Origin of the sequence: Ruegeria sp. HKCCSP346 (assembly GCF_017872595.1) — a bacterium.
Classification (GTDB): domain Bacteria; phylum Pseudomonadota; class Alphaproteobacteria; order Rhodobacterales; family Rhodobacteraceae; genus Ruegeria.
Genome location: NZ_JAEDOT010000001.1, coordinates 1,574,501 through 1,591,590, shown reverse-complemented (window position 1 = coordinate 1,591,590; position 17,090 = coordinate 1,574,501). Strand labels below are relative to the sequence as shown.

The following is a 17,090-nucleotide window of genomic DNA, read 5'->3' as shown; positions in this document are numbered from 1 at the left end:
GTTAGGAATTTGCACGAGGAATTCAATGGATAACAAAATTGGCGTGGCGGGCGTCGCTGGGGGGTTGGTCGGTATAGGGACCTTGTTATACACATACATTGATGGGGAACGAGCCAACGCGCGTGAGCAGGATTTGGGATTTAGCCAGTTTGCTGCAAAAATTTCTCGTCTCGAGGCAGATCTTGAACAAATAGACGAAGAACTCACTTTAAAGGATCAGGAGATATCTTCGTTGCGCGACGCGTTGAGTGCCATCGGCGAACGAGCACCGGTTGATCTTACGTTGCTGGAAAAACGCCTTAGCGATCTTGAGGAACAGCCTGTCGGGCAAGGACAAGCCGCTTCTGTAGAGGCTGTGGCAGCTTTTTTAGTACAGAACCACTTGGATGAGCTGCGCGGACCACAGGGACTGGCAGGTCCGCAAGGCCCGGTGGGTCCAAAGGGGGAAGCCGGGGCTGCTGGTAGCTCGGCGGCACTGAATCCGCGCGCTCCTATCGAAGTCACTGGCGACTTTTCGACAGATTTTGAACCGCAGTATTTCGGGTCGACCAAAGCGAACCTCGTGGGATGTGCAGGAAAGGGCGTGCGGGTTTCCTGCACCATGCTTTTGGAACCGGAAGATGCCGCGTCATATCACTTTCAGGCCAGAGGAGACAAAATTCGCCTAGCATTGCCGACGGCGGAATGGGTCCAGGCGAAAGAATTCAAAGTTGGTTCACAAAAAAACTGGGTTGTCGGGGGCAATTTGTCCGCGGGTATCCCCCAGCGTGTAGATATTGCTTTCGACCTGCCGAGCGGTGGGCACAAAGGATTTCTGGCATTGGAAGTTTTTGAAGGTCAAAGCAGATCAACCGCCGTTTGGAAAGACATCCCTTTGGCAGAATGATGAGGAAGCTCTGGAGCATATCCAGAGCTTCTAAACGCTGATAGCCACGGCGCTTATCCCTGTAGCGACTTCACCTCGACATCCCCTTCGGCCTGCGCCTTGATCGCCAGAGCGGCAGCATGGCTTGCAGCGGCCGTAGTGTAATACGGGATCTTGTCATAAAGCGCGATGGACCGGATGGCCTTGCTGTCCTCGACCGCCTGCGCGCCTTCGGTGGTGTTCATCAGCAGTTGAACCTGACCGTCTTTCAGCATGTCGACCACGTCCGGGCGGCCCTCATAGACCTTGTTGACCACGTCGCATGGCACACCCTGTTCCGCCAGCCAGCTTTGCGTGCCGCGGGTGGCGACCAGCGTGAAGCCTTGTTCGACCAGAACCTGGGCGGCCTCGAGCATCGCCGCGCCCTTGTCGGCATCCTTGATCGAAATAAAGGCCCGGCCCGAAGTCGGCAGCACCATGCCCGCGCCCATCTGCGCCTTGAGGAAGGCGCGCGGGAAATCGCGGTCCCAGCCCATGACCTCGCCGGTCGAGCGCATTTCCGGGCCAAGGATGGTATCGACGCCCGGGAAACGGGCGAAGGGCAGGACCGCCTCTTTCACCGAGAACCATGGCATGTCCGGGTCGGCCAGCGTCATCTGATCCGCGATCTTTGTGTCGTCCACGGTCTTGTAGGGCGGACGCTGCGGGAAGCTCGCCAGCTTTTCGCCTGCCATGACGCGCGCGGCGATGGACGCAATCGCGCTGTCGGTGGCCTTTGCCACGAACGGCACGGTGCGCGAGGCGCGCGGGTTGACCTCGATCAGGTAGATCTCATCATCCTTGATCGCGAACTGAACATTCATCAGGCCGACAACGTTCAGCGCCTTGGCCAGCTTGAACGCCTGATCCTTGATCTGCGCGATGATCTCTTTCGACAGCGAATAGGGCGGCAGCGAACAGGCGCTATCGCCCGAGTGCACGCCGGCCTCTTCGATATGCTGCATGATGCCTGCCACATGCACATCGGTGCCGTCGCACAGCGCGTCCACGTCCAGCTCGACCGCGCCAGCCAGATAGCTGTCCAGCAGAACGGGGCTGTCGCCCGAGACCACCACGGCCTCGTTGATGTAGCGTCGCAGCTGGTCCATGTCGCGAACGATCTCCATCGCGCGGCCGCCCAGAACGTAGGACGGGCGGATCACCAGCGGAAAACCGATTTCCTCGGCGATTTCCAGCGCCTGCGCGTCGGTCGAGGCGATGCCGTTCTTGGGCTGTTTCAGCCCCAGTTCATTGACCAGCGCCTGAAAACGCTCGCGGTCTTCGGCCAGGTCAATCGCGTCAGGCGTGGTGCCCAGGATCGGGATGCCCTCGGCCTCGAGCGCGTTGGCCAGTTTCAGCGGTGTCTGTCCACCGAACTGAACAATGACGCCGTGCAGCGTGCCGTTTTCCTGTTCCTTCGTCAGGATTTCCATGACGTGTTCAAAGGTCAGCGGCTCGAAATACAAGCGATCCGAAGTGTCATAATCGGTCGAAACCGTCTCGGGGTTGCAGTTGATCATGATGGTTTCATAGCCCGCTTCGGTCAGCGCGAAGCAGGCGTGGCAGCAACAATAGTCGAACTCGATGCCCTGACCGATGCGGTTTGGGCCGCCGCCAAGAATGACGACCTTTTTGCGGTCGCTCGGGCGCGCCTCGCATTCGACCTCGCCCATCATGGGCGCTTCGTAGGTTGAGTACATGTAAGGTGTCTGCGCCTCGAACTCGGCGGCGCAGGTGTCGATGCGTTTGAACACCGCTGAAACGCCCAGATTGCGGCGCGCTCGGCGGACGTTGTCTTCGTCACGGCCCGTCAGCTTGCCCAGACGCGCATCGGTGAATCCCAGCATTTTCAGCTTGCGGATGCCGTCCTCGGTGACGGGCAGGCCGTCCTTGCGGAGTTGACGTTCGGCCTCGACGATCTCGCGGATACGGGCCAGGAACCAAGGGTCGAACTTGGTGACGCCGAAAATCTCGTCATCGCTCAGGCCATGGCGCATCGCTTGCGCAATGGTGCGCAGGCGGTCAGGTGTCTGCTGGCTGATCGCCTTGATCACGGCGGCCTTGTCGTCGGCCTCGTCCCAGAGGCCCACGTTCAGGCCGGGGATTTCGACCTCATCAAAGCCGGTTAGGCCCGATTCCATCGAGGCCAGTGCCTTTTGCATCGATTCGTGGATCGTACGGCCAATCGACATCGCCTCGCCCACTGACTTCATCGCGGTGGTCAGATAGGGTTCGGAACCGGGGAATTTCTCGAAGGCGAATTTCGGAATTTTTGTCACGACATAGTCGATGGTCGGCTCGAACGAGGCCGGGGTGACCTTGGTGATGTCGTTGTCCAGTTCGTCAAGCGTGTAACCCACGGCCAGCTTTGCCGCGATCTTCGCGATCGGGAAACCGGTGGCCTTCGACGCCAGCGCCGACGAGCGCGACACGCGCGGGTTCATCTCGATCACGACCATGCGACCATCGACCGGGTTGATCGCCCATTGCACGTTTGAGCCGCCGGTTTCGACACCGATTTCACGCAGCACTGCAATCGAGTGATTGCGCATGATCTGGTATTCTTTGTCGGTTAGCGTAAGGGCAGGGGCCACGGTGATCGAGTCACCCGTATGCACGCCCATCGGATCGACGTTTTCGATGGAACACACGATTATGGCGTTGTCGGCAGTGTCGCGCACCACCTCCATTTCGTATTCTTTCCAGCCCAGAAGGCTTTCGTCGATCAGGATTTGACCCACGGGCGAGGCATCCATACCCGAGCGGCAAATATGGATGTAATCCTCACGGTTATACGCCACGCCGCCACCGGTGCCGCCCAGTGTAAAGGCCGGGCGGATGATGGCAGGAAGCCCCACGGTTTCAAGGGTTTCAAGCGCCAGCGCCACGCCAGCGTCCAGGTCTTTCTTGCCGCTCTCGTCCTTGGGGGCGGTCACAATCTCGGCCTTGGGGTTTTCGATGCCCAGCCGGTCCATCGCCTCGCGGAACAGGGCGCGGTCTTCGGCCATTTCGATGGCATCGCGCTTGGCGCCGATCATCTCGACGCCGAACTTGTCCAGCACGCCCATTTCTTCCAGTGCCAGAGAGGTGTTCAGGCCGGTCTGTCCGCCCATGGTGGGCAACAGGGCGTCAGGGCGTTCTTTCTCGATGATCTTGGCGACCACTTCGGGTGTAATCGGCTCGATATAGGTGGCGTCGGCCAGACCGGGGTCGGTCATGATCGTCGCCGGGTTCGAGTTCACCAGAATGACCCGGTATCCTTCCTCGCGCAGGGCCTTGCAGGCCTGAGCACCGGAATAGTCGAATTCACAGGCCTGACCGATAACAATGGGGCCCGCCCCAATGATCATGATCGACTGGATGTCGGTTCTTCTCGGCATGGCCTTGTTCCTTCGATTGTCCGCGAGTCAGGGCACCGCCCCAGCGCCCAAATTGTCCTGCGTTATAGGGACCGCGCAAAAAGGTGCAAGAGGTATCGGAAACAGGGACGAAATTGCCGCTTTCCCCTCTTTCACTTGGCAGAGTATTCTCTATATGGCCCCTCACGGCAAATGAGGATGCAAGTGCGTATTCGTTTCGATCAGGGACCGGCCGGGCGAGGAACCCGGTTTCAGCGTCCGTCTCAGGTGATCCGCGCGGATGTGGCGGAGGACGTGCCCCAGGCTCTGGCGGCGCTGGACGAGGCGCGCGCAGGCGGTGCCTGGCTGGCAGGGTATGCCAGTTACGAGCTGGGCTATGCGCTTGAACCCCGGCTCAATGGTCTATTGCCGGAAGAACGACGCCTGCCTTTGTTGTGCTTTGGGGTCTATGATGCACCGGATCGTGTCGCCCTTCCGTCGCCTGCGGGTGAAGTGGGCGCATTCCGGCCGCGCTGGGATGAAGCGCGCTACGGCAAGGCCTTCAGGGCCGTGCATGACGCCATCGGTGCCGGCGACATCTATCAGGCCAATCTGACATTTCCGATTGATCTGTCCGTCTCGGGCAACAGCGAAACGCTCTATGCCGCGCTGGCGGTGGGGCAGCCAGTGGGCCACGGAGCACTGGTGCAGCAGGATGGGCTGCCCGATCTGCTCAGCCGCTCGCCGGAGTTGTTTTTCCGCACCGATGAGGGTGGGCGGATCGAAACCCGGCCGATGAAGGGCACGCAACCGCGCAGTGAAGACCCGGATGAGGATGCGCGCCGCCGAGCTTTTCTGAGCGCGGACGAAAAGAATCGGGCCGAGAACCTGATGATTGTTGATTTGCTGCGCAACGATATCAGCCGCGTCGCGCTGCCCGGATCCGTTCATGTGCCTGGCCTGTTCCGGGTGGAAACCTATGCCACCGTACATCAGATGGTCTCGCTGGTGCGGGCGCAGCTGCACAAATGCGTGGGGTTGGGTGAAATACTGACCGCCCTGTTTCCCTGCGGGTCGATCACCGGAGCCCCCAAGATTCGCGCGATGGAAATTCTTGCGGAACTGGAGCCATGGGCGCGCGACATCTATTGCGGGACGATTGGCTGGGCCGCGCCTGATGGTCGGTCCGAGTTCAACGTGGCCATCCGCACCTTGATGCTTGAGGATGATCAGGCCACTCTGAACGTAGGTGGCGGTGTCGTTTGGGACAGCACCGCCCCGTCAGAGTATGAGGAGGCGTTATGGAAAGCCCGCTTCGCCCGCCAGCTGAACCTGATTTCAGCCTGATTGAAACACTGGCCTTCCGCCCAGATCAGGGCTTTGTCAGGCTGGACCGCCATCTTGCACGAATGGCCCGTACTGCGCGGGTGTTCGAGATTCCTTTCAACCCCGATGAAGCAACCGCCCGACTGAATGGCGCTGCTTGTGACACCCCGCTGCGTTGCCGCCTTACGCTGGATGTGTCGGGATCGTTCGATCTGTCGACCGGCGAACTGGTGGACAATCCCAGAATCTGGCGCGTCGCTCTGTCGGATCAGCGTCTGGCTTCGAATGACCTGTGGTTGCGTCACAAGACCACGCGCCGTGCGCTCTATGATGCCGCGCGCGCAGCGCTGCCCGAGGGGGTGGACGAACTGTTGTTTCTGAATGAACTGGATGAGCTTTGTGAAGGCACCATTACGAACCTGTTTCTGGAAATGCCTGATGGCCGGGTTCTGACGCCCGCTCTGTCCTGTGGGCTCTTGCCGGGGATACTGCGCGAAGAACTGTTGGAAAATAAAGCGGTCACCGAAGCTGTGCTGACCTTGACCGACCTGAAAAATGCGCAAACTGTGCGGATCGGAAATTCACTGCGCGGACTGATCGAGGTGGAGCTGATAGACGGGTGACAAAAAACAGCATGATGATCGGACCGCCGGTTGCATTGCGACAGCTGCGGCTGGAATTTGGCCTGTTCTATATTGGCTTGCCGCTGCTGATCGCTGTTCTTTTCCCTCCGAACTGGATGTTTCCGGCGCTTTTTGCGCTGACCGGGCTTGGTATCGTGCTATTGCACCGGACGCCCGGGTTTCAATGGGCCGAACTTCGTTATGACTGGGCCAACTGGACCCTGCGCGAGGTGGCTTTGTTCTCTGCCATCGTGGCTGCCTTTTGTGTTGGGCTGATTCAGATCACGCGCCCGGATGCCGCGTTCTTCCTGCTTGTGCAGCGCCCCGAAATGCTGGCCTTCATCTGGGTCGGCTACCCACTTTTGTCAGCGCTGCCGCAAGAGCTGCTGTTCCGTCCTCTGTTTTTTCGCCGCTATCACGCGATCCTTCCGGATGGGCGTGCGGCCTATCTGCTGAACGCGGCCATATTCTCGTTCGCGCACCTGATGTACTGGAGCTGGATCGTCGCGCTGATGACATTCGCCGGCGGCCTGCTGTTCACATGGGCCTACCGGCAGCGAGGGTCATTCTTCTATGCGGTGTTGCTGCACGCGATTGCGGGCAATATCATTTTTGCGGTGGGGCTGGGCGTATATTTCTACTCGGGCAATGTGCAAAGGCCGTTTTGAAGGGGCAACCCGCCTTGACTTTCCGGGGCTGACAGGGTGTATCGGCGCGACGAATTCTGCGCCCGAAGGGATATTCCATGCACGCCTATCGCAGCCACACCTGCGCCGCCTTGACCGCCGCCAATGTCGGAGAAACCGTTCGCCTGTCCGGTTGGGTGCATCGGGTTCGAGATCATGGGGGCGTGCTGTTCATCGATCTTCGCGACCATTTCGGTGTAACCCAGATCCTGTGCGACGGCGACAGCGCCGCCTTTGCCGAGCTTGAAAAGGTGCGGTCCGAATGGTGCATCCGTATCGACGGCACCGTCAAAGCCCGTGACCCGGACTTGGTGAACCCGAAACTGCCCACCGGCGAGATCGAGGTTTACGTGCGCGAACTGGAAGTTCTGGGGGCCGCCGACGAATTGCCGCTGATGGTCTTCGGCGATCAGGAATACCCCGAGGAAACGCGTCTGCGCTATCGCTATCTGGACCTGCGCCGCGAGGCGATGCAGCGGAACATGACCCTGCGCTCGGACGTGGTAGCCTCCATGCGCAAGCGTATGTGGGATCAGGGCTTCCGCGAGTATCAGACGCCGATCATCACCGCCTCGTCGCCCGAAGGCGCGCGTGACTTCCTGGTGCCGTCGCGTCTGCACCCGGGCAAATTCTACGCGCTGCCACAGGCACCTCAGCAGTTCAAACAGCTGATCATGGTGTCGGGCTTCGACAAATACTTCCAGATCGCACCATGCTTCCGTGACGAAGACCCGCGCGCCGACCGCTCGCCCACCGATTTCTATCAGCTCGACCTCGAGATGTCCTTTGTTGAACAGCAGGACGTGTTCGACACGATCCAGCCCGTTCTGACCGGCGTGTTCGAAGAGTTTGGCGGTGGCCGCAAGGTTGATCAGGACTGGCCGCAAATTTCCTACAAGGACGCGGCGCTGTGGTACGGCACAGACAAGCCGGACCTGCGGAACCCCATCAAGATGCAGGTGGTCTCCGAGCATTTCCGCGGTTCCGGTTTCGCGATCTTCGCCAAGCTGCTTGAACAGGAAGGCACCGAGATCCGCGCGATCCCCGCGCCGACCGGTGGCAGCCGGAAGTTCTGTGACCGCATGAACGCCTTTGCCCAGAAGGAAGGTCTGCCCGGCATGGGCTATATCTTCTGGCGCGATCAGGGTGAGGGGATGGAGGCTGCGGGACCGCTGGCCAAGAACATCGGCCCCGAACGCACCGAGGCAATCCGTCAGCAACTGGGTCTGGGCGTTGGCGATGCGGCGTTTTTCCTGGGCGGCAAGCCAAAAGCCTTTGAAAAGGTTGCCGGCAAGGCGCGTGACGTGATCGGTGAGGAATTGAACCTGACCGAAAAAGACCGTTTTGCCTTTGCCTGGATCGTCGATTTCCCGATCTATGAGCAAGACGAGGAAACCGGCGCGATCGATTTCGAACACAACCCGTTCTCGATGCCGCAGGGCGGTATGGAGGCGTTGCAGGGCAACCCGCTGGATGTGCGCGGCTACCAGTATGATCTGGCGTGCAACGGGTACGAGCTGGTTTCAGGCGCGATCCGGAACCACAAGCCGGAAATCATGCTGAAGGCCTTTGAACTGGCGGGCTATGGCGAGGATGAAGTGAAATCCCGCTTTGGTGCCCTGTTCAATGCCTTCCACTACGGCGCCCCGCCACACGGTGGGTGCGCGGCTGGTATCGACCGGATCGTGATGCTGTTGGCAGATGAGGCCAATATCCGCGAAGTCATGATGTTCCCGATGAACCAGCGAGCCGAAGATCTGATGATGGACGCACCTTCGGACCCGACCTCGGATCAGTTGATGGAGCTGGGTCTTCGCATTATCCCTCAGGACCAGTAAAAAAACCGCCCGCTTGTCGCGGGCGGTTTTTTTGCACGCAGGCAGTCTGTGTCAGTCCAGCGGGTCTTTCAGATTGGTTCGGTTGACGCGGATGGAACGCGCGGCCTGCCGTGTTTGGCGGTACAGCCAGATGCACAAAAGGGTTGCAGTGATGAAATACGCTGTCACCATTTCAAATCGCCTCTCGCTGTTCCAGTCGGTTCTGCACCATCCCGGCAACCTGCGCCGCCTGCGCCATGATCGGCGTCCCATTCGCGCGTGACAATGCCAGCTTTCGCGCTGCTTCCGCCAAGGGCCTGTCATTTGCTTCGCGCGCGACGCCGTGCAGGAACTGTGCGGCGTAGTCCAATGTACGGTGATCGTTGGGACCTGCGAGCACATCGGCGATATGGGCCATGTCGTCCTGATAGGCCAGAGGGTCCGGGCGGATGATTTCATCGCGCACGGCATGAAGCCCGCTGGGGCGCCGGTCCTCTGGCAGGCGTTCCAGAATGGATTTCTGAAAATGGGACATTGATTTTAGCGGCTTGGACAAAAAACCATCCGCGCCGGCCGCAAGAGCCATGTCTTCGCTGCCGTCATCGCCCGAAAGGCCCATGATGACACTGATACGGGGCGTGGCCTCGGCCAATTCGGCGATCAGGTCGGCGCCGGAACCGTCCGGCAGGCCCATATCGACCAGGATAACCGAAGGCCGATAGATCTGTAGGTGCCTTCGGGCCGATTTCAGGCAATCCGCACGGCGAATGCGCGCGCCGCTGTGCAGGCACATCAGGCGGATGGCATCGCAAGCGTACCGGCTGTCTTCGACAACCAATATGGTCTGACCCAGCAAGGGTCTAGTCGCGGTAGGCGCGGCGGCGGTGGTGGCAAGTAGGCCCGAATCGTCCATGGCAGCTCTCCTATGCAGCAGATGCTTCACGCTAGGAACTTCTGGCTAACACGACGTTAACGCGCGATTTGGCGCACTTGTCCTTTGGCGGATCAGCCCCCATAACCCATGCAACGCAGGACAGCAGGAGTGAGACATGATTGGACGTCTGAACCACGTCGCCATCGCCGTACCGGATCTTGAGGCGGCGTCTGAGCAATACCGCAACGCGCTGGGCGCCAAAGTCGGCGCGCCGCAGGACGAGCCGGATCATGGTGTCACGGTCGTGTTCATCGAACTGCCCAACACCAAGATCGAACTTCTGTATCCACTGGGTGACGACAGCCCGATCAACGGGTTCTTGGAAAAGAACCCGGCCGGCGGCATCCACCATGTATGTTACGAGGTCGAGGATATCATCGCGGCCCGTGATCATCTGAAAGCGACCGGAGCCCGGGTTTTGGGATCAGGTGAGCCCAAGATCGGTGCGCATGGCAAACCGGTTCTGTTTCTGCACCCCAAGGATTTCAACGGCTGCCTGGTCGAGCTGGAGCAGGTATAACCCCCCAGCCCCGGAGGGCCTGAAATGACCATTACTGCCGCGCTGGTGTTGTTCGCCGTCATCTGGTTCATGACGTTATTGGTGGTGCTGCCCATTCGCATCAAAACCCAGGGCGATCTGGGCGACATCGTTCCCGGCACGCATGCGGGCGCGCCGGAAGTGCATCACATGAAAAGAAAGATGTGGATCACCACCGGTATCTCTGTGGTTCTGTGGGCGATCATCGCCGGGATCATCCTGTCGGGCGTGATCTCGGTGCGGGATTTCGATTGGCTGAACCAGTTGGAGCCAAGGTAATCCCCGTCAGGCCTTTTGGCCTGACAAGGCATGATAGATATGGGTGAACGTGGCGGCTCCGATGATCGGGATCACGAGGTTCACCAGCGGCACTGAAAGCGGAATGGCCATCAGTGTGCCCGCCACCCAGATCGTCGTTGAATGTTTGGCCCGCAGTTTGCGCGCGCCGTCGCGCCCGATCCTTCGCATCGCGGCAAGGGTAAAATATTCACGCCCCAGCAAAAATCCGTTCATCGCCCAGAAGATGAAAGGCGCAAGCGGGGTGAAAATCGCATAGAGGATCAGCGCCAGCAGGTTTGCCACAATCAGAAGGCCAAGGAAGCTGAGACCGTCCATAAGCGCCTCTGACACCGGGATGCGCCGTGCGGGCGGCAATGTCGGAAAATGTTTGTCCTCAACCGCCTGGGCCACCTCGTCCAGAAAGATCGAGGTGATGGCCGACGCGACCGGCACCATCAGGAAAACGGGCAGGATCAGAACGAGCACGATACCGGAATAGTTCAGAACGTCGTTCAGCCACGGCACAGCTCCCACAAACGGCAGTGAGATTTCGCTGCCGGACAGCCAGTTGATCAACCAAATCGCACCTGCACAGGCCAGAACCAGCAGCAGAATGGTCAGGCCCACGCCGCGCAGCAATACGGCGCGAAACCTGGGGTCTCCGGTCTGGCCAAGTGCGCTGAAAAAGGCGTTCAGGATGATCATTCCGAAACCCACTCTGTCAACGCGGCCACGTTGGGCCGCGGGCGTTCCGGCGGGGTCGCTCCCTCGGTGGCGATATGAATCAAACCGGCCACGCGTTCGTTTTCGGCAAGCCCGAAAGCATCGACACAGAATTCGCGATCATGTGTTTGCCAACCCGACAGCCAATTGGCGCCCCAGCCCGCAGCCAGCGCGGCATTCAGCAGCGCCAGACAGACCGCGCCAGCAGAGTAGGATTGTTCGATGGCCGGAATCTTTTCGGATTGTTTGCGAACCTCGATGACCGCGACGGCCAGATGCCCCATATCGAACTGGCTGCGCGCTTTGGCGATGTCTTCCGGGCTCTTGTTCAGCCTTTGTCCGCAGGCCTCGGTCAGGGTCGCCAGGCGTGACATGGCGCCCTTTTCCAGAACGATAAATCGCCAGGGCTCCAGTTTGCCGTGATCGGGGCTGCGGGCTGCGGCCGTCAGCAACGGCAGCAACTCTTCCCGGGTTGGGGCCGGAGCAACCAGTGTCTTGGCCGGCCGGGACCGGCGCGACTGCAAAAACTCCAGAGCGGCGGGGTTTTTCAGGGACATATGTTAACTTCCTTTACATCGGGACTCTGTATCTTGGTCGGTATTCTGCCCGTTTCAAGGGCACGCCAATGGATTGCGTGGATCAATTTCATTACGACGTGCTTCGTGCAAGACTTTGAGAAAAAAGAGGAGACAATGGCGAAAACCAAACTGCGCGATCTGCCGGATCTCAGCGCGATGGCGCAGGCCGGGGCCGTGTTCAAACTGAAGGTGGCGCCCAAGGCGGCCCGCGATCGGGTGAGCGTCGAAGACGGGCAGATCAAGGTATCCGTTACGGCCCCGCCGGAAAACGGCAAGGCCAACAGGGCCGTGCAGTTGCTGCTTGCAGAATGTCTTGGCGTCGCGCCCTCGACCCTGACGCTGAAGCAGGGGCCAGCCGCACGGATCAAGCTGTTTTCCTATGACCCCTGAGGTCCGGTTTCGCGAATTTGATAAACACCTTCGGGCAGATCCAGCGCGGCCGCCAGATCCCGCACCTGCTCGGGTGACAACGTGATCTTCTGTATTTGATCGGTGCGGGGATCAAGTTGTTCCAGCGTGACGCATTCCGCGAAATTGTTGATCACCACATCTTCCTGCAAAGGTTGTTCACCTTCGTCCACAAGCGTAATGACCGTCGAGTCGAATTCATGCTCAATCGTAAACATGAGGCCAGAGTGCAAGCCGCTGGGGCGCAATGCAAGCCGTTCGTTGAACCGGTGGTGTGGTTTCGCCGGCACGGGCGTACTATGTTGAAATCACGGCCATTCGGTCTCAAAGGATATGACATGCACAGATGGTTTGTTTTATTGCTGTCCCTGCTGCTTGCGGCATGTGGAGGGGGGGCCTTGCGCGTCCAACCCGCCGAGGAATGGCTGGGGGACGAGCCAGAGGCCGAACCGATGGTGCAAACCTTCCGAGAGGTCAGTCGCGCTGTTGGAGCGGAAGCCCGCAGCCAGTGTCTGAAACAGACGACCGGGCAGAATTGCGACTTTCGGATTCTTGTCGACCTGAACCCTCGGGCTTCGGTCAATGCATTCCAGACGCTGGATGAAAACAAGCAGCCGGTGATCATATTCACCCGCTCGATGATCGAATCCACCCAGAACGCGGATGAACTGGCGTTTGTCATGGGGCATGAAGCAGCCCACCACGTGTTAGGGCATATCGGCAGGCAGAGTGAAATCGCCAGCGCCAGCGCGGCTGAGTTCGGGCGGGTGGCAGAGTTGCGCGGCGGGGATGCCGCCGCCATTGAAGAGGCACAAAAGCTGGGCGCGCAGGTTGGCGTTCAGGCTTATGTGAAAGACTTTGAGCTGGAGGCAGACCAGTTGGGAACCATCATCACGTATAATGCGGGATACAATCCGTTGGTCGGGGCAAGATTCTTTGATCGCATCCCGGATCCCGGTGACAGGTTTTTGGGAACCCACCCACCAAATGCACAACGTGTGCAGATCGTGCGGGAAACAGCAGAGCAATTGGGTTTGTCCCAATGACCGAACTTACATGCTTGGGTGTTGTCATGACGGATCGCGGCTCGAAATACGCGGTGTCCGGGGCGCAGGTCACGACGCGGGCTGAAATCGATGCCGTTCTGAACGATTTGAAATCCGACAAGAGCTATGCCAAGGCCACCCACAACACCTGGGCTGCGGCTTTGCCGACCGGCGCGTTGAAAGCTGATGATGGGGAAAGCGGCGCGGGCATGGTGATCCTTCGGATGATCGAACGCGCCGGGCTGAAAAATCACGTAATAATCGTGACGCGCTGGTATGGCGGCAAGAAACTGGGCGGGGACCGCTTTCGCCGTGTTCAGGATGCCACGCGGGCCTATCTGGATCACATCGGCGTCCAATCTTGACCTGAGTCAAAGTTTGCCTTCGCAGATGCGCTACCCTTTGGACACAGCGTGAAAGCGAAAGGAAACAGCATGCCCTCCCACGAGACCCTGCGGCTGCATGCCGGATTGGTGGACGATATGGCCAGAATGCTGGACATTGATCTTGAGGAAGCCGCCATTGACGGGTCCGTTTCCGTGGACCAGATTTCTGATGCTGTTTTGCGCTGTACCGACTGCCCGAACCCAGATCACTGCAAGAGTTTGCTGAACAATCCCGGATCTGCCCGGCGGACGCCCGAATACTGCCGAAATCAGGAATTGCTTCACAATCTCCTGCCTTGACACAAAGGTCTGCCATGACACATCTGGGCGAAATCATGACCCATCTGCGCTTGGTGTTGCGTATGGGGCAAACAACCGGAACCGATTTGGCTGCGGCCTATCGGAAAGGTCATCTGAAACAGCAAGAATGGGCTGAAATCGTGCAGCAGTGTCGCGGCTGTTCCTGGGCCAGGGACTGCCCGGAATGGTTGGAACGGCGCGAGCAGGTTGAACAGGCACCGACGACATGCCCGAATCGCAAGTACTTTACTGCCCTCAAAACCAAGCAGGTGGAGAACGCTTGATGTCTCAGGTCACGTTGGGGGAAATCGAAAAGCACTTTTGGCTTACGCGCTCGGTGTCACGCTGTATGGGCATTTCAATGACCGAAGCGATGGCCGAAGGACGTCTTTCACCCGAAAAATACGCCGAGCTTGTCACGCGGTGCCGTGCTGCCGGATGTGACGTACAATGCGAGTTTTGGCTTGCCCGGCAACAGAACACAGCGACCACTGCCCCGGATTTTTGCCCCAATGCCGAGATACTGAATGGGTTGAAAACCTGATCAAAGCCCGTTGTGCGTTCCGTCGCACAAAGGCGGTTTCGAGCTTTGCTTGCACCCACAAAAGAAGGCCTTTTTGCTGTTTTCCGCAGTATATTTCACAGGCTCTAACCCGGTGCCTTTGTGCGATCCGTCGCAAAACGGCTGGCGGCTGGATTTGCCGCAGGCGCACCAGAAATAGGTTTTCCCTTCGACGACCTCGACCGGAAAAGGCGATTTTCGGGCAATGATGGGTGCGTTTGACATATGGCTTCTCCGTCTTTGGATGAATTCGCTGCAACAGTTTAGGGCGCCGGAGTCAGAAGGATAGGTTTTACGCCTCAAAGAACGTCATTGCGCCATTGGATTGGCATGGATTCGCTGTGACTCACGAAGACGTGATCGATTCAGTTGCCAGATTGTCGTTCAGCCCGTATTCTTAACCTGGCCCCGAAAAGCTGGGCAATATCAGAAAAGTAATAAAGGATTGACGGACATGAAACTGAAACTCGCTGCCGTTGGCGCATTTGCACTGATCCTGACTGCCTGTGCGCAGCAGGAAGAACCGACACCTGTTTACGTTCAGCCCAGCTATGACAAAGCCGGCACACCCAGCTGTCCAGGTGGTTATCAATTGGCCACAACCGAGGCTGGCCAAACGGTCTGTGACCCAATCACTCAGTAAGCCATTCGCAGGCGGCCCGGACCCGGACCGCCTGTACGCTTTCGGGAAAAACCGCCACCAGTTGTGGCGGTTTTTTCTTGCCTGCGATTTCTCGGCTATCGGACAGGTTGCGTTCTTCGCGTTGCGTGAACCCTGTTTAGTGCCTTTTGAAGCCGTAGGTATGCTTGAACTTGAATGACTTGAATTTCTGTCGCTTGACCGACCCGTAGGGGATATGCCCGATGACACGCCGTTTGGGGGCGGTGTATCGATAAACCGGGGCCGGCTTTTTGATATGCGCCTTGGGCCGCTTGGCATGTGACCTGGCCTTCGGGGCCACGTAATACCAGTTTATCTTGTGATGGCCGTTTTTCTGAAAGCTCAGGTGTTTGCCGCCAACCGTAATGAATCCGGCAGAGCCGACCTGTGTAGGCTGGGCGTAACCGGGAGTGGCCACGAAATGCGCGGCCATCAGGAAAACCACGCAATTCAGGCCAAGCTTGAAGATACTAGACATGAAAACCTCCATGATTGGCTTTCAGTCCAAGATCGGGTCTGACCGCGTGTTCGGCCAATAAACTTGGTTCACGCTTTGCCCATATGCCGTGTGCTCGACGCGGTGTCAGACCTTAGACGGGTTTGCCCCACAAATCGTATTCTCCGGCCTCGTCCACTTCGACCGTGACGATGTCACCGGGCCTGAGGTTTTCGAACCCCTCATCGATGAACAGGTTACCGTCGATCTCGGGCGCGTCTGCTTTGGTGCGGCAGGTGGCGGCCTCGTCGTCGACCTCGTCCACGATCACCTCAAGCGTCTGTCCGACCTTCGCCCGCAACTTGGCCTCCGAGATCGCCTGTGCCTTTTCCATGAAGCGATCCCAGCGTTCTTGCTTGATTTCGGCCGGAACGTGATCGGGCAGGTCATTTGACCGCGCGCCATCGACGTTTTCATACTGAAAACACCCGACCCGATCCAGTTGAGCCTCGTCCATCCAGTCCAGCAGGGTCTGGAATTCCGACTCCGTCTCACCCGGATAGCCGACGATAAAGGTCGACCGCAGGGTGATATCCGGGCAGATCGCGCGCCAGGCCTTGATTTCATCCAACGTTCTGGCCGACGCGGCCGGGCGGGCCATGCGTTTTAGCACATCCGGGTGGGCGTGTTGAAACGGGATATCCAGATAAGGCAGCACGTTGCACCCGGCATCCGCCATCAGTGGGATCAGGTCCCGCACATGCGGATAAGGGTACACATAGTGCAGCCGCACCCAGGCATCGAGCTGCCCCAGCTCGCGCGCCAGATCGGTGATATGGCTGCGCACTTCACCGTCTTTCCACGGGTTGATGTCGTATTTCCGGTCCAGCCCATAGGCCGAAGTGTCCTGGCTGATGACCAGCAATTCGCGCACGCCGTTTTGCACCAGTTTTTCCGCCTCGCGCAGAACCGCATGCGCCGGGCGACTGGCCAGTTTTCCGCGCATGTCGGGGATGATGCAGAACTTGCACTTGTGGTTGCAGCCCTCGGAAATTTTCAGATAGCTGTAGTGGCGCGGCGTCAACTGCACACTGCTGGCGGGCAACAGGTCCACGAACGGATCAGGATCGGGGGGCACGGCGGCGTGCACCGCATCCAGCACCTGCTCGTATTGGTGTGGGCCGGTGACAGCCATGATGCGAGGGTGATGCTCGCGAATGTAATCCGGCTCGGCCCCCAAACAGCCGGTCACGATGACCTTGCCGTTTTCCACCAGCGCCTCTCCGATCGCGTCCAGCGATTCCGCTTTGGCGCTGTCGAGGAACCCGCAGGTGTTCACAATGACGGCATCGGCCCCGGCATAATCTGGCGAAATGCCGTATCCTTCGGCACGTAGTCGGGTCAGAATGCGTTCACTGTCGACCAACGCCTTCGGGCAGCCCAAAGACACCATGCCGATGGTTGGCTGGTTCGATTGGGGTGTCTCGGTGATCCGGGCAGAAGGCGCCAGGTCGGGGCGGAGGTTCGGAGGGTTTGTCGTCATGC

22 protein-coding genes are annotated in these 17,090 nt (G+C 59.0%); 14 read left to right on the top strand and 8 right to left on the bottom strand.

What is annotated here, in order from left to right:
• The first annotated feature begins 25 nt into the window (after positions 1-25).
• Positions 26-886 (top strand): hypothetical protein, encoded by an 861-nt coding sequence (locus I9185_RS07990; protein WP_171634393.1) that lies wholly within the window; start codon positions 26-28, stop codon positions 884-886.
• 53 nt (positions 887-939) lie between these two features.
• On the opposite strand, the gene carB is transcribed toward I9185_RS07990, so the two are convergent.
• Positions 940-4,284, bottom strand: coding sequence for a carbamoyl-phosphate synthase large subunit (gene carB / locus I9185_RS07985; RefSeq protein ID WP_171634390.1), 3,345 nt, complete (start codon positions 4,282-4,284; stop codon positions 940-942).
• 177 nt (positions 4,285-4,461) lie between these two features.
• On the opposite strand from carB, the gene I9185_RS07980 reads away from it, so the two are divergent.
• From I9185_RS07980 to aspS, 4 genes are all read left to right on the top strand, one after another.
• Positions 4,462-5,589 carry an aminodeoxychorismate synthase component I gene (locus I9185_RS07980; protein WP_210092727.1) on the top strand — a complete coding sequence of 376 codons (1,128 nt, stop codon included), beginning with the start codon at positions 4,462-4,464 and terminating at the stop codon, positions 5,587-5,589.
• Positions 5,544-6,191, top strand: a complete 648-nt coding sequence (locus tag I9185_RS07975; RefSeq protein WP_171722764.1) for an aminotransferase class IV family protein — start codon at positions 5,544-5,546, stop codon at positions 6,189-6,191. Before I9185_RS07980 ends, I9185_RS07975 begins: the two co-directional genes overlap by 46 nt.
• Positions 6,188-6,859 carry a CPBP family intramembrane glutamic endopeptidase gene (locus tag I9185_RS07970; protein ID WP_348539720.1) on the top strand — a complete coding sequence of 224 codons (672 nt, stop codon included), beginning with the start codon at positions 6,188-6,190 and terminating at the stop codon, positions 6,857-6,859. Before I9185_RS07975 ends, I9185_RS07970 begins: the two co-directional genes overlap by 4 nt.
• 77 nt (positions 6,860-6,936) lie before the next feature.
• Positions 6,937-8,715, top strand: coding sequence for an aspartate--tRNA ligase (aspS, locus tag I9185_RS07965; RefSeq protein ID WP_209832290.1), 1,779 nt, complete (start codon positions 6,937-6,939; stop codon positions 8,713-8,715).
• A 172-nt stretch (positions 8,716-8,887) separates the two neighbouring features.
• Here the strand turns inward: aspS and I9185_RS07960 are convergent, their stop codons facing one another.
• Positions 8,888-9,607: a response regulator gene (locus I9185_RS07960; protein WP_171634374.1), complete on the bottom strand. Its 720-nt coding sequence runs from the start codon at positions 9,605-9,607 to the stop codon at positions 8,888-8,890.
• Positions 9,608-9,743: 136 nt separating this feature from the next.
• On the opposite strand from I9185_RS07960, the gene mce reads away from it, so the two are divergent.
• Both mce and I9185_RS07950 read left to right on the top strand, forming a co-directional pair.
• Complete coding sequence (gene mce / locus I9185_RS07955; RefSeq protein WP_170346086.1) at positions 9,744-10,148, top strand: methylmalonyl-CoA epimerase; 405 nt, start codon at positions 9,744-9,746, stop codon at positions 10,146-10,148.
• A 24-nt stretch (positions 10,149-10,172) separates the two neighbouring features.
• Positions 10,173-10,445, top strand: coding sequence for a DUF1467 family protein (locus I9185_RS07950; protein ID WP_117867937.1), 273 nt, complete (start codon positions 10,173-10,175; stop codon positions 10,443-10,445).
• Positions 10,446-10,451: 6 nt separating this feature from the next.
• Here the strand turns inward: I9185_RS07950 and I9185_RS07945 are convergent, their stop codons facing one another.
• Both I9185_RS07945 and I9185_RS07940 read right to left on the bottom strand, forming a co-directional pair.
• On the bottom strand, positions 10,452-11,150 hold the full coding sequence (locus I9185_RS07945) for an EI24 domain-containing protein (RefSeq protein ID WP_171634371.1): 699 nt from the start codon (positions 11,148-11,150) through the stop codon (positions 10,452-10,454).
• Positions 11,147-11,725, bottom strand: a complete 579-nt coding sequence (locus I9185_RS07940; RefSeq protein ID WP_171722766.1) for a nitroreductase family protein — start codon at positions 11,723-11,725, stop codon at positions 11,147-11,149. The genes I9185_RS07945 and I9185_RS07940 overlap by 4 nt, the downstream gene beginning before the upstream one ends.
• A 135-nt stretch (positions 11,726-11,860) precedes the next feature.
• Here I9185_RS07940 and I9185_RS07935 point away from each other — a divergent pair, with 135 nt between their 5' ends.
• On the top strand, positions 11,861-12,136 hold the full coding sequence (locus I9185_RS07935; protein ID WP_209832292.1) for a DUF167 domain-containing protein: 276 nt from the start codon (positions 11,861-11,863) through the stop codon (positions 12,134-12,136).
• Here I9185_RS07935 and I9185_RS07930 read toward each other — a convergent pair.
• Positions 12,124-12,372 (bottom strand): hypothetical protein, encoded by a 249-nt coding sequence (locus tag I9185_RS07930; RefSeq protein ID WP_170346090.1) that lies wholly within the window; start codon positions 12,370-12,372, stop codon positions 12,124-12,126. The genes I9185_RS07935 and I9185_RS07930 overlap by 13 nt on opposite strands.
• A 120-nt stretch (positions 12,373-12,492) precedes the next feature.
• On the opposite strand from I9185_RS07930, the gene I9185_RS07925 reads away from it, so the two are divergent.
• The 5 genes from I9185_RS07925 to I9185_RS07905 all read left to right on the top strand — a co-directional run bounded on the left by I9185_RS07925 (position 12,493) and on the right by I9185_RS07905 (position 14,430).
• Complete coding sequence (locus tag I9185_RS07925) at positions 12,493-13,200, top strand: M48 family metallopeptidase (RefSeq protein ID WP_210092726.1); 708 nt, start codon at positions 12,493-12,495, stop codon at positions 13,198-13,200.
• Positions 13,197-13,565, top strand: a complete 369-nt coding sequence (locus tag I9185_RS07920; RefSeq protein WP_171206242.1) for a YigZ family protein — start codon at positions 13,197-13,199, stop codon at positions 13,563-13,565. The genes I9185_RS07925 and I9185_RS07920 overlap by 4 nt, the downstream gene beginning before the upstream one ends.
• A gap of 69 nt (positions 13,566-13,634) precedes the next feature.
• Entirely contained in the window at positions 13,635-13,886 is a 252-nt protein-coding gene (locus I9185_RS07915) for a DUF6455 family protein (protein ID WP_171634356.1), read from the top strand.
• Positions 13,887-13,900: 14 nt separating this feature from the next.
• Positions 13,901-14,170 carry a DUF6455 family protein gene (locus tag I9185_RS07910; protein ID WP_171634354.1) on the top strand — a complete coding sequence of 90 codons (270 nt, stop codon included), beginning with the start codon at positions 13,901-13,903 and terminating at the stop codon, positions 14,168-14,170.
• Positions 14,170-14,430 carry a DUF6455 family protein gene (locus I9185_RS07905; protein WP_210092725.1) on the top strand — a complete coding sequence of 87 codons (261 nt, stop codon included), beginning with the start codon at positions 14,170-14,172 and terminating at the stop codon, positions 14,428-14,430. Before I9185_RS07910 ends, I9185_RS07905 begins: the two co-directional genes overlap by 1 nt.
• On the opposite strand, the gene I9185_RS07900 is transcribed toward I9185_RS07905, so the two are convergent.
• Positions 14,431-14,673 (bottom strand): CDGSH iron-sulfur domain-containing protein, encoded by a 243-nt coding sequence (locus I9185_RS07900; RefSeq protein WP_209832295.1) that lies wholly within the window; start codon positions 14,671-14,673, stop codon positions 14,431-14,433.
• Positions 14,674-14,902: 229 nt separating this feature from the next.
• Between I9185_RS07900 and I9185_RS07895 the strand changes: the two genes are divergently transcribed.
• Positions 14,903-15,091, top strand: coding sequence for a hypothetical protein (locus I9185_RS07895; RefSeq protein WP_050604769.1), 189 nt, complete (start codon positions 14,903-14,905; stop codon positions 15,089-15,091).
• A gap of 136 nt (positions 15,092-15,227) precedes the next feature.
• Here I9185_RS07895 and I9185_RS07890 read toward each other — a convergent pair whose 3' ends face one another.
• The gene (locus tag I9185_RS07890; RefSeq protein ID WP_171634344.1) at positions 15,228-15,587 is read right to left on the bottom strand and encodes a hypothetical protein; all 360 of its coding nucleotides are present in this window, start codon (positions 15,585-15,587) and stop codon (positions 15,228-15,230) included.
• Positions 15,588-15,699: 112 nt separating this feature from the next.
• On the bottom strand, positions 15,700-17,088 hold the full coding sequence (gene rimO / locus I9185_RS07885; RefSeq protein WP_171634341.1) for a 30S ribosomal protein S12 methylthiotransferase RimO: 1,389 nt from the start codon (positions 17,086-17,088) through the stop codon (positions 15,700-15,702).
• Positions 17,089-17,090 lie beyond the last annotated feature (2 nt).